Consider the following 11,959-nt stretch of genomic DNA (forward strand, 5'->3'; position numbering starts at 1 on the left):
GCTCTGTTATGCAGAATGCTGTGAATTAATGGAATTTGACTCGTGCGCGCGTTGGCGGGCAATGTCGTCGCGGCGCTGCTGATCTTGCTCTTCCCAGGCTTCATAAGCAACAACGATACGGGCCACCACCGGATGACGCACCACATCTTCGCTATGGAAAAAGTTAAAGCTCAGTTCTTCAACTGACGACAGCACTTCAATGGCGTGGCGCAGGCCAGATTTTTGGTGACGAGGCAGGTCGATTTGCGTCACATCGCCGGTGATCACCGCTTTGGAGTTAAAGCCAATACGGGTCAGGAACATTTTCATCTGTTCGATGGAGGTGTTCTGGCTCTCATCGAGAATAATAAAGGCATCGTTCAGCGTGCGTCCGCGCATATAGGCCAGCGGTGCCACTTCGATAACGTTGCGTTCGATCAGCTTTTCGACTTTTTCAAAGCCCAGCATTTCAAACAGGGCGTCGTACAGCGGACGCAAATAGGGGTCCACTTTCTGGCTGAGATCGCCGGGCAGGAAGCCCAGTTTTTCACCGGCTTCTACCGCCGGACGGGTCAGCAGAATGCGCCGCACTTCCTGACGTTCGAGAGCATCGACAGCAGCAGCCACGGCGAGATAGGTTTTACCGGTACCGGCCGGGCCGATGCCAAAGGTAATATCATGGTCGAGTATATTGGCAATATACTGCGCCTGGTTGGGCGTGCGCGGTTTAACCATGCCGCGTTTGGTTTTGATAATCACCGATTTGCCGTAATCGGGTACGCTCTCGGCGGTCTGTTCCAATACCCGGCTCTCTTTGATGGCCAGGTGGATACTTTCAGGGGAAATATCCTGAATTTCGCCGCGCAACGGGGCGGTATCAACATACAGGTCGCGTAAAATATCGGCCGCGGCAGCGACAGTCAGGCTTTTGCCGACCAGTTTAAACGCGTTATCACGACGATTGATCTCAATGCCCAACCGACGTTCCAGTTGTTTGATATTGTCATCAAACGGCCCGCACAGACTCAACAGACGCTGATTATCTTCGGGCTCCAGCAAAATCTCTTGTGTTACAACGTTCAAACTATTCCTCTGGGCCACTCTGGGCCTGTTGATGTGCCTGATACCTAATCATACATGCCAGCACTGAAATATTCCCCCGTCAAGCAGGGTTCTTTTGTGCTTTAACTTATAATATGCGGCCTGTCTCGAAAAATAAAAGACCACTAACTGAATCTTTCATTACCCTTTGAAACCTGTGCCGAAGCCTGCATCAGTGGCCCTGAGTGGTAAAACAAAACAGGGCGCCGAAGCACCCTGTTATTTACTTGCATTAGAAAATCTTAAGGCTGGTAGATGCCGACACCCAACTCATTCTCTTTGCGGGTACGGGCAATAATTGACGCCGGAGACTCGTGCAGACGCAGATCCATCTGATCTTCCGTGCGCACCACTACGCCTCGCAGCGAGTTGGTATAGACGTCGACGATTTCTACGTCGACAAATTTACCCACCATATCCGGCGTACCTTCAAAGTTGACGACACGGTTGTTTTCGGTGCGACCGCTCAGTTCCATAATGTCTTTGCGCGAGGTGCCTTCCACCAGAATACGCTGCACGCTGCCCACCATGGCGCGGCTGATGCGCATCGCCTGTTGGGTGATACGTTGTTGCAGCAGTGCGAGACGCTGTTTCTTCTCTTGTTCGCTGACATCATCAACCATATCTGCCGCTGGCGTACCTGGGCGGGCGGAGTAGATAAAGCTGTAGCTCATATCAAAGTTGATATCGGCAATCAGCTTCATGGTCTGCTCGAAATCCTGTTCGGTTTCACCCGGGAAGCCGACGATAAAGTCAGAGCTGATGGTAATGCCCGGACGTGCCGCATAGACCTTGCGGATGATCGCTTTATATTCCAGTGCGGTATGTGCGCGTTTCATCATGGTCAGTATGCGGTCAGAGCCGCTTTGGACCGGCAGGTGCAGGAAGCTGACCAGCTCCGGCGTATCTTTATAGACTTCGATAATGTCGTCGGTAAATTCAATCGGGTGGCTGGTGGTAAAGCGAATACGGTCGATGCCGTCAATGGTAGCCACCAGACGCAGCAGTTCGGCAAAGCTGCACATTTCGCCATCAAAACCCGGCGCGCGGTAGGCATTGACGTTCTGACCCAGCAGATTGACTTCACGCACACCCTGTGCCGCCAGTTGGGCAATTTCGAACAGGATATCATCGCTGGGACGACTGACTTCTTCACCGCGGGTATAAGGCACCACGCAGAAACTGCAATACTTGTTACAGCCTTCCATAATGGAGACAAAGGCCGTTGGACCGTCGGCGCGCGGCTCAGGCAAGCGGTCGAATTTTTCGATTTCCGGGAAGCTGACATCAACGATAGGACTTTTGGTGCCACGCACATGGTTGATCATTTCCGGCAGGCGATGCAGGGTCTGCGGGCCAAACACCAGATCGACATAATGCGCACGCTGGCGGATCATTTTCCCTTCCTGCGAGGCGACGCAGCCACCCACACCAATAATCAAATCAGGATTGGCTTCTTTCAGCGTTTTCCAGCGGCCGAGTTGATGGAATACCTTTTCCTGCGCCTTTTCACGGATTGAACAGGTGTTAAGCAGCAGAACGTCAGCTTCTTCCGCGTTTTCAGTTAGTTCGAAACCGTGTGTGCTGCTGAGCAGGTCTGCCATTTTGGATGAATCATACTCATTCATCTGACAGCCCCAGGTTTTGATATGCAATTTTTTATTCATCGACTTGCCATTACTCAAAAGTGAAAGCGTTAAAGAAAATACCCGGCATTTTATTTTGGGTAAATGCGATGTGGGTACCGCCTTAGAGCCTATTAGAAAACATTTGCGGTTGCGAATAGACTCTACAGTAAAGCCGGTGCGTTGCACTACGGATACTGCGCGGCGAGGTTCAAGTGCGGTATTGTAATCGTTCAGGCGCTGAGTGACCAGTATGCGATAGCGTTCATCTTGCCGAGTCTGGCCTGCCAGCGGCAGGTGATCGGCGGACGGTCATCCTGCGCAGGTTCGGAAAACTCATGAGAAATCCGCTACAATTCGGGCCAATACGCCAGGCCGGTGACGCCTGTTACCCAATGAAAAACGAAGAAAACAATGAATACAGAAGATAAGTCATTTGCAGTGATTGTTGTCGGCGGCGGCATGGTAGGCGCGGCAACGGCGCTGGGTTTTGCCCGTCAGGGGCTGCGCGTTGCCGTGATTGAAGATCAGGCTCCTGCTCCCTTTGCTGCTGACGATGCCATCGATTTGCGTATCTCGGCCATCGGTTGCGCCTCGGTGCGGTTGCTAACCAGGCTTGGTGCCTGGCAGGGGGTAGAGAAGATGCGTTTTGCTCCTTATCGTCGCCTGGAAACCTGGGAGCTATCGGGGTCGGAAGTGGTCTTTGACGCCCAGGCGCTAGCCTTGCCCGAACTGGGGTTTATGCTGGAAAATCGGCTGCTGCAACTGGCGCTATGGCAACAACTGCAGCAGTTGGAGAACGTCACGCTGTTTTGCCCGCATAAATTGCAGCAGTTGCGGCAAAATGCCGATCTGAGCTGGTCGCTGCACTTAATTGGCGGTGAGTGTCTGACGGCCAGACTGGTGGTGGCGGCCGACGGTGCCCATTCACTGGTGCGTCAGCAGGCGGGAATGGGTATCGACGGTTGGCAATATCGTCAAAGTTGTATGCTGATTAATGTCGAAACCGAAGCAAAAGATCGGGATGTCACCTGGCAACAGTTTTTCCCGTCCGGACCGCGCGCCTTTCTGCCGCTGTGGGGCAACCACGCCTCGCTGGTGTGGTACGACAGTCCGCAGCGTATCCGCCAGCTACAAGCCCTGACCATGCCACAGCTAACCCAGGCTATTACTGAGGCCTTCCCGGCCAGGCTGGGCAGCGTTAAGGCGCTGACGGCAGGTTCCTTCCCGTTGGTGCGTCGCCATGCACAGCGCTACGTTTTGCCGGGTCTGGTGCTAGTGGGCGATGCGGCTCATACCATCAATCCGCTGGCCGGGCAGGGGGTGAATCTCGGTTATCGTGACGTTGAGGCCTTGCTGGATGTGGTGGCACAAGCCAAAGACAGCGGACAAGTCTGGTGGAGCGAAGAGGTGCTGCTTGCCTATCAACGCCGTCGTCGCCTGGATAACCTGATGATGCAAAGTGGCATGGATCTGTTTTATACCGCCTTTAGCAACAGTCTGCCGCCGGTGAGGGTGCTGCGTAATCTGGCGTTAATGGCGGCACAGCGTGCCGGCAAGCTGAAGTCGAAAGCGCTGGAATATGCCCTCGGGCTGTAAGCAGGGAGAAAATTGTTGGGGTGGTGGCGGGTTTGCCTGGGTATCTCGATCCTGAAGACCACGTTGCCACCAAACGCACAAACAACAACGATAAATTTCTCTGGAAGCAGAAAAGCAAAAAGCCCGCCGAAGCGAGCTTTTCTAAATGTGGCTGGGGTGCCAGGATTCGAACCTGGGTATGCTGGTATCAGAAACCAGAGCCTTACCGCTTGGCGACACCCCAATGGTGTTTCTTACTTGTTTAACGCTTACTCATAACCAGTAAAGTAAAATGGTGGCTACGACGGGATTTGAACCTGTGACCCCATCATTATGAGTGATGTGCTCTAACCAGCTGAGCTACGTAGCCAAATTCTACTTACTTAAAACTTTATTGCAAGCTATTTTATTTCTATTTTAATAATAAAAATCAAAAGCTTAACCTGGCGAAATTGGCTGGGGTACCTGGATTCGAACCAGGGAATGCCGGTATCAAAAACCGGTGCCTTACCGCTTGGCGATACCCCAACAGTCTACTCTGTTACCACCAGGGCACCGAGCAACGTCTCTTTCACTAGGGTTTTATTTCACTGACGAGTTCATAGAACCTGACAATGAAAAAAATTGGCTGGGGTACCTGGATTCGAACCAGGGAATGCCGGTATCAAAAACCGGTGCCTTACCGCTTGGCGATACCCCATCCGTGCAAACCGAGCTTGAAATGGTGCGGGAGGCGAGACTTGAACTCGCACACCTTGCGGCGCTAGAACCTAAATCTAGTGCGTCTACCAATTTCGCCACTCCCGCAAACAAAAAAAAGAATGGTGGCTACGACGGGATTTGAACCTGTGACCCCATCATTATGAGTGATGTGCTCTAACCAACTGAGCTACGTAGCCGTCTTCTTTCTGCTCAACCTTCATCGGCGTTGCGGGGCGCATTATGCGTATATGGTCGTTTTGCGTCAACAAGTTTTTTGACGAAAAAGCCATGACGACGTCCATTTGTGTGGCTTATGACCACTATGGCGATAAAAGCAACAAAGGATAAGATTTTTAAAAGATTTATAATAAAAAAAACGGGCCCTTTCAGGCCCGTAGTATCAACATCTTATCCCGCATTAAGCGACGGGCGTGTAAGCCGATTCATGCACGCCTACCGCACGGCCTGATGGATCGTTCATGTTCTTGAATGACTCATCCCACTCAATGGCTTTCGCTGAAGAACAGGCCACTGACGGGCCACCAGGTACGCATTCGGCAGCGCTTGGCAGCGGGAACAGCTCTTCGAAAATGGTGCGGTACAAATAGCCTTCTTTCGAGCTTGGCGTGTTATACGGGAAGCGGAAATGGGCAGTTTCAAGCTGTTGGTCGGTCACTTGCTGTCCGGCCACTTCTTTTAGGGTATCAATCCAGCTGTAGCCGACGCCGTCAGAGAATTGTTCTTTCTGACGCCAGGCCACGCTGTGCGGCAGGTAGGATTCAAAACATTCGCGCAGAATGTGTTTTTCCATTTTGCCGTTGCCACACATTTTATCTTTTGGATTGAGACGCATGGCCACATCGAGGAATTTTTTATCCAGGAAAGGTACGCGAGCTTCAACACCCCAGGCTGACATCGCCTTGTTGGCACGAGCGCAGTCATACATATGCAGTGCCAGCAGCTTGCGTACGGTTTCTTCGTGGAACTCTTTGGCGTTTGGCGCTTTATGGAAATAAAGGTAGCCGCCCAAGACTTCGTCGGCACCTTCGCCTGACAGGACCATTTTGATGCCCATCGCTTTGATTTTACGCGACATCAGATACATTGGCGTGGAAGCACGGATGGTAGTCACATCGTAGGTTTCGATGTGGTAAATCACATCACGGATGGCATCGAGGCCTTCCTGTACGGTGAAATGGATTTCATGGTGCACGGTGCCCAAATGGTTGGCCACTTCCTGTGCCGCGCGCAGGTCGGGAGAGCCTTCCAGACCGACAGCAAAAGAGTGCAGCTGCGGCCACCAGGCCTCGCTTTGATCTTTATCTTCGATACGGCGACCGGCAAATTTCTTGGTGATGGCGGAAATAACCGAAGAGTCCAGCCCGCCAGACAGCAGCACACCGTAAGGCACGTCAGACATCAGGTGGCTTTTAACGGATTCTTCCAGCGCGTCACGCAGTTGTTCTTTGTTGGTCACGTTGTCTTTGACGTTTTCAAAGTCAAACCAGTCGCGATGATAGTATTCCTTGATCTCACCGTCTTTGCTCCACAGATAGCTGCCTGCCGGGAACTCTTTAATAGTGCGGCACACCGGAACCAGTGATTTCATTTCAGAGGCGACATACATGTTGCCGTGTTCATCATGACCCATATACAGCGGGATGATGCCTAAATGGTCACGGCCAATCAGGTAGGCATCTTGTTCGGTATCATAAAGGATAAAGGCAAACATCCCCTGCAGTTCGTCAAGGAACGCCGGGCCTTTTTCCTGATACAGCGCCAGGATCACTTCACAGTCGGATTCGGTCTGAAACTTGTAGCGGTCGCCCAGTTCGGCACGCAGTGCCTGATGGTTGTAGATTTCGCCGTTAACCGCCAGAACGTGAGTGTGTGCTTCGTTGTACAGAGGCTGAGCACCGTTGTTGACATCAACAATCGACAGACGCTCATGACAAAGAATGGCTTTGTCGCTGGCAAAAATACCTGACCAGTCTGGACCACGGTGACGCATCAAGCGTGACATCTCAAGCGCCTTTTTGCGCAGCTCGACGGAATCGGTTTTAATGTCGAGCACACCAAATATAGAACACATATAACTCTCCCTAACGGCTTTTCTCAGACGAAAAATGTTGATGTTATTACCGGGCAGCCTTGTCGAATTCTGATTTTATGGCCAACAACGCTGCGTGCTTAATAACGAAAATGCGTAAAAGCGCGAGCCTTTGCAAGCAATTTAGTGCTGGCTTGAAAAATAGTTGGTTGACCTGCCTCAATTCTTAGCGGATTGTCATTTTAATGGTATTAAAATTATCGATTATGCAAAAAAATGGCGCATATAAGAGAAGCGTATGACTGTGGGGATTAATCAGCCGGAAAAGATTTTTTCCGGCCATCGCGTCTGGTAACGAGGAAAACAACAAGATGCGCCTAAGGATTAAATAATGTCGATATCAGCCACGGAAGGGTAGATATGGCTCGGGCGAAACGGCATATTTTCCACATCGTCGAGGGTAGATACCCCTGACAGCACCAGTATGGTTTCCAGACCGGCCTGAAAGCCTGCCAGAATATCGGTACGCAGGTTATCGCCGACGATCACCGTATCTTCGGAGTGGGCCTGCATTTTATTCAGTGCAGAACGGATAATCCATGGGCTGGGTTTACCCACCACAAACGGCTTGCGACCGGTGATTTTTTCGATAGGAGCGCATAGCGCACCACAGGCGGGAACATAACCGTGCCCGTGGTAGTCGGGATTGGTGGCAATAAAGCGGGCCCCATGGGCCACAAAGTATGCCGCCTTATGCATCATATCCCAGTTGTAAGAGCGGGTTTCGCCGACGATTACAAAATCGGGGTTGATATCGGTAATGGTAAAACCGGCATTGTACAGCTCGTGGATCAGCGCACCTTCGCCAATCACATAGGCTTTTTTACCTTCCTGACGACGCAGAAAGTCGGCAGTGGCCATTGCCGAGGTAAAGAAGGCGCTTTCCGGTACCTCCAGTCCCGCAGAAGCAAAGCGGTTGCACAGATCCTGAGCCGTCTGCGAAGGGTAGTTGGTCAGGATCACCAGCGGCATATTCTGTTCCTGGATGCGCGCTAAAAACAGGTCGGCGCCTGGCACCGGCGTATTGTCGTGAAGCAGTACGCCATCGATGTCACAAATTACATTTTTTATGGTCATATTTTCACTAACTCAATTACTGTGAGGGCATCATTGTCGGGAGAGCATCACGAGGTTGACGAACTGAACTTAACGCCAGACTCAGCGTCCGGGGCTGTAGGCCGCGACATGATTCCATAGGGTCATACCGCTGACGGACTGTGGCGAGCATAGCATGGGAATTCGGACTTAGATTTCCAGCAGACGTTGCAGTAACACACCGTTTAACATGGCGCGTTTCACCAATGCAAAAGCACCAATCGCCGAACGATGATTCAGCTGCGAGGTGACAATTGGCAGGTTGCGGCGAAAATCCTTCAATACCTGGGTATTGATGCAACTTTGCAGGGCCGGCAGCAACACCTTGTCGGCTTCGGTGATTTCGCCGGCGATCACCACTTTTTGTGGATTAAACAGGTTGATGGCTATGGCGATGCTTTTCCCCAAATGGCGGCCAACGTATTCAATCACTTCACAGGCTAGTTGATCGCCACGGTTGGCGGCTTTGCAAATACTGCTAATGGAGCAGTCATCCAACGAAAGCTTGCTCGGGTAACCCTGGGTGAGCAGGCCACGCACCCGGTTCTCGATCGCTGAATTGGCGGCGATGGTTTCCAGACAACCGAAATTGCCGCAGTGGCAGCGTTCGCCGAGGGGATCGACCTGAATATGACCAATTTCCCCGACATTACCGTTGCTGCCGAGGAAAATTTGTCCATTAACCAGTATCCCGGCCCCGGTACCACGATGTAAACGAACCAAAATGGAGTCCTGACAGTCGCGAGATGCCCCAAAATAGTGCTCCGCCAGTGCCAGGCTGCGAATATCGTGACCCACAAAACTGGTGACCTTGAATTTTTCTTCGAGAATATCCACCAGTTTCCAGTTACTGACGCTGATATGCGGCATATAGCGCACCACGCCTTTTAGCGGGTCTACCAGACCGGGCAGGATCACCGCAATGGCAATTAACTCGCGGATTTTGCGCTGATGATGCTCAATAAACTCGGCAATAGCGGTAATTAACGCGTTTTCCAGCGTCTCTTGCGTGCGCTCTGGCAGGTTGTAATGCTGTTCGCTCAGTACCTTGGCGCTGAGATCGTACAAGGTGATGGTGGCGTCATTACGACCCAGACGCACTGCCACGGTTTGAAAAGGGCGAGTTTCGGTAATAATGGAGATAGCCCGGCGTCCGCCGGTGGAGGCTTGCTGATCTACTTCTTTGATCAGCCCGCGCTCCAGCAGTTGACGGGAGATTTTGGTGACACTGGCAGGAGCAAGCTGGCTAAGTTCTGCAATTTGAATGCGTGAAATGGGGCCTTGTTGGTCAATCAGACGATAAACGGCCGCGCCGTTTAACTGCTTAACCAGATCAACGTTGCCGATTTGTGTCTGCCCGCCAGTGTTCATCAATGGAATTACTCTCCAAACCCTTTAAATTTTCATACCTCGTCACCGTTGACGAGCGTTTTGGTTATCTTGAAGTCATGGGTAAAGGCGGTCAGGTTGGCGACTTTTCCGGCTTCGATACTGCCCAGAGTGGCGTCAACGCCAATAGCACGCGCGGGATAAAGTGACGCCATACGCAGTGCTTCGTCTAATGGAATGCCGACATGATCAACGCTGTTTTGCACCGCTTCAATCATCGTCAGGGCAGAACCACTGAGCGTACCCTTTTCATCAACACAGAGTCCATCCCGATAGTATATTGTTTTACCAGCAAAAATGAACTGTTCAATATCAGCACCGGCTGGCGCTGTTGCATCGGTGACCAGTACCAGCTTGTCGCCTTTGAGTTTTTTTGCGTTGCGAATGCTGGCCCAGGCGACGTGATGGCCGTCGGCGATAATCCCGGTATAGACCTCTGGGGTATCAAAAATTGCCCCCATCAGACCTGGTTGGCGGCCGGAGATCACTGGCATGGCATTGTATAAATGGGTGGCAAAGCTAATGCCGGCGGCAAATCCCTGACGCGCCTGTTCATAGCTGGCATTGGAATGCCCGGCGGAAACCACTATGCCGGCATCGGCCAATTGGCGGATATAGTGATCTTCAACCTGCTCCGGTGCCAGGGTGATTTTACTGATAACGTCGGCATTGGCGCACAGGAAATCGATCATCTCGGCTTCTGGCTGACGAATAAATGCCGGATTATGTGTGCCTTTTTTCTCCAGGCTCAGATATGGCCCTTCCAGGTGCAGACCCAGTGCCTGATGCGGGTGTTTCGCCAGATAAGCACGCATCACCTGGATACCGTGCTTCATAAAGTCATCGCTACAGGTGATCAGGGTGGGTAAAAAGCTGGTACAGCCTGACTTTTGGTTGGCAGCCTGCATGATTTCCAATGTCTCGATCGAGATCGCTGACAGTGAATCGTTAAACTGCACACCACCACAGCCGTTAAGCTGCAAATCGATAAATCCGGGGGCAAGAATTGCGCCTTGCAGGCTGCGCGTTTCCATGTCTGCCGGCAACTCTGCGGTCGGGCAAACACAGTCAATGACCCCGTTTGCAATCACTACCGCGTGGTTATCCAGAATATCATGACCGGTATAAATCCGGCCCTCAACCAATGCGTACATCTTGACCCCCCTTGCTACGCGATTCATATCCCTGGCCTTTCAGGCGGGCAGCCATGTTTCTTGCGTTGGCTGCCCCGGCGATGCGCGGCATGGCTGCCTGCATCCTGAAATTATCCGGCCAGACTGACTGACAGTCTAAATAGAAAATTAAAGATTTTTCATGTTTTCTGCTTCCAACTCGCGGAAGTATTTAACGGTTTTCACTTTCAGTTCCATGGTGGACGGTTCGTCACATACGATCACCGCTTTGGCATGCAGTTGCAGGCAACTGATGGTCCACATATGGTTGATATTGCCTTCTACTGCCGCTTCCAGAGCCTGCGCCTTGGCATGGCCGTTAACCAGAATCATCACTTCTTCGGCATCAAGCAAGGTGCCCACGCCAACGGTCAGGGCATATTTCGGCACCTGTGCCACATCGTTATCAAAAAAGCGCGAGTTGGCGATACGGGTTTCATGGGTCAGTGTTTTGATACGTGTCCGCGAAGCCAGAGATGAAGCGGGTTCGTTAAACGCGATATGACCGTCGTTGCCCACGCCACCCATAAACAGGTGAATTTTGCCGTAGGACTTAATTTTTGCTTCGTACTGACGGCACTCTTCATCGACGTCCGGCGCATTACCATTGAGCAGGTTAATGTTTTCGCGTGGAATATCAACGTGATCAAAGAAATTATGGTACATGAAGGTATGGTAGCTTTCCGGGTGCTCCTGCGGCAGGCCAACATATTCGTCCATGTTGAAGGTTACCACATTTTTAAAACTGACTTGGCCTGCTTTATGCATAGCAACAAGATGTTTGTAAGCTTCGAGCGGTGTCCCGCCGGTAGGCAGGCCGAGAACAAAGGGACGTTCTGCGGTTGGCTTGAATGCGTTGATACGTTGAACAATATGACGTGCAGCCCATTTGCCAACTTCTGCGGGAGTATTCAGGGGAATAAGTCTCATCAAACACCTCTTGAGTTTTAGAACTTGCATATAATTTATATCGCCGTCTGGTTTGACGTGAGATATATAATTTAAAGGTTTTACGCTGGCGACAGCCTTGGCTCAGTAACCTGAGTGATTGGCACAATGCCGCCTAGATTTTTTTAATGATAAAATAAGTTTTGCAAGTTGACTAGCGTTATGGCTTCTTAAGAGCGGTTTTTGGTGATAAATATCACAAAAAACGAGGTTTTAATTTGCGATACGAAATAATTTTTTTACACTCCGCAGTGTGAGGT

At 51.3% G+C, this 11,959-nt stretch carries 8 protein-coding genes and 6 tRNA genes; 1 reads left to right on the top strand and 13 read right to left on the bottom strand.

The annotated features are described in order from the left end of the window. Nucleotides 1-6: 6 nt before the first annotated feature. Both GW590_RS05300 and miaB read right to left on the bottom strand, forming a co-directional pair. Entirely contained in the window at nt 7-1,080 is a 1,074-nt protein-coding gene (locus GW590_RS05300; protein ID WP_328803044.1) for a PhoH family protein, read from the bottom strand. Nucleotides 1,081-1,322: 242 nt separating this feature from the next. After that, complete coding sequence (gene miaB, locus GW590_RS05305) at nt 1,323-2,747, bottom strand: tRNA (N6-isopentenyl adenosine(37)-C2)-methylthiotransferase MiaB (protein WP_169401966.1); 1,425 nt, start codon at nt 2,745-2,747, stop codon at nt 1,323-1,325. 372 nt (nt 2,748-3,119) lie between these two features. Here miaB and ubiF point away from each other — a divergent pair, with 372 nt between their 5' ends. Then, a complete protein-coding gene (gene ubiF / locus GW590_RS05310; RefSeq protein ID WP_169401967.1) occupies nt 3,120-4,304 on the top strand; it encodes a 3-demethoxyubiquinol 3-hydroxylase in 1,185 nt (394 codons plus the stop codon). Between the two features lie 148 nt (nt 4,305-4,452). On the opposite strand, the gene GW590_RS05315 is transcribed toward ubiF, so the two are convergent. The 11 genes from GW590_RS05315 to nagB all read right to left on the bottom strand — a co-directional run bounded on the left by GW590_RS05315 (nt 4,453) and on the right by nagB (nt 11,681). Next, nucleotides 4,453-4,527, bottom strand: a tRNA-Gln gene (locus GW590_RS05315). Between the two features lie 49 nt (nt 4,528-4,576). Further along, nucleotides 4,577-4,653, bottom strand: a tRNA-Met gene (locus GW590_RS05320). An 83-nt stretch (nt 4,654-4,736) separates the two neighbouring features. Continuing rightward, nucleotides 4,737-4,811: transfer RNA gene (locus tag GW590_RS05325), tRNA-Gln, on the bottom strand. 97 nt (nt 4,812-4,908) lie between these two features. Continuing rightward, nucleotides 4,909-4,983, bottom strand: a tRNA-Gln gene (locus tag GW590_RS05330). A gap of 22 nt (nt 4,984-5,005) precedes the next feature. Continuing rightward, nucleotides 5,006-5,090, bottom strand: a tRNA-Leu gene (locus GW590_RS05335). 15 nt (nt 5,091-5,105) lie between these two features. Further along, nucleotides 5,106-5,182: transfer RNA gene (locus GW590_RS05340), tRNA-Met, on the bottom strand. 221 nt (nt 5,183-5,403) lie between these two features. Beyond that, nucleotides 5,404-7,077 carry an asparagine synthase B gene (asnB, locus tag GW590_RS05345; RefSeq protein WP_169401968.1) on the bottom strand — a complete coding sequence of 558 codons (1,674 nt, stop codon included), beginning with the start codon at nt 7,075-7,077 and terminating at the stop codon, nt 5,404-5,406. A gap of 342 nt (nt 7,078-7,419) precedes the next feature. Next, nucleotides 7,420-8,172 (bottom strand): HAD-IIA family hydrolase, encoded by a 753-nt coding sequence (locus GW590_RS05350; protein ID WP_169401969.1) that lies wholly within the window; start codon nt 8,170-8,172, stop codon nt 7,420-7,422. 168 nt (nt 8,173-8,340) lie between these two features. Beyond that, nucleotides 8,341-9,561, bottom strand: coding sequence for a DNA-binding transcriptional regulator NagC (gene nagC / locus GW590_RS05355; protein WP_169401970.1), 1,221 nt, complete (start codon nt 9,559-9,561; stop codon nt 8,341-8,343). Between the two features lie 32 nt (nt 9,562-9,593). Next, nucleotides 9,594-10,733: an N-acetylglucosamine-6-phosphate deacetylase gene (gene nagA / locus GW590_RS05360; protein WP_169401971.1), complete on the bottom strand. Its 1,140-nt coding sequence runs from the start codon at nt 10,731-10,733 to the stop codon at nt 9,594-9,596. 147 nt (nt 10,734-10,880) lie between these two features. Further along, a complete protein-coding gene (nagB, locus tag GW590_RS05365; RefSeq protein ID WP_169401972.1) occupies nt 10,881-11,681 on the bottom strand; it encodes a glucosamine-6-phosphate deaminase in 801 nt (266 codons plus the stop codon). Nucleotides 11,682-11,959 lie beyond the last annotated feature (278 nt).

This window comes from Rouxiella aceris (assembly GCF_012933545.1).
GTDB classification, from domain to species: domain Bacteria; phylum Pseudomonadota; class Gammaproteobacteria; order Enterobacterales; family Enterobacteriaceae; genus Rouxiella; species Rouxiella aceris.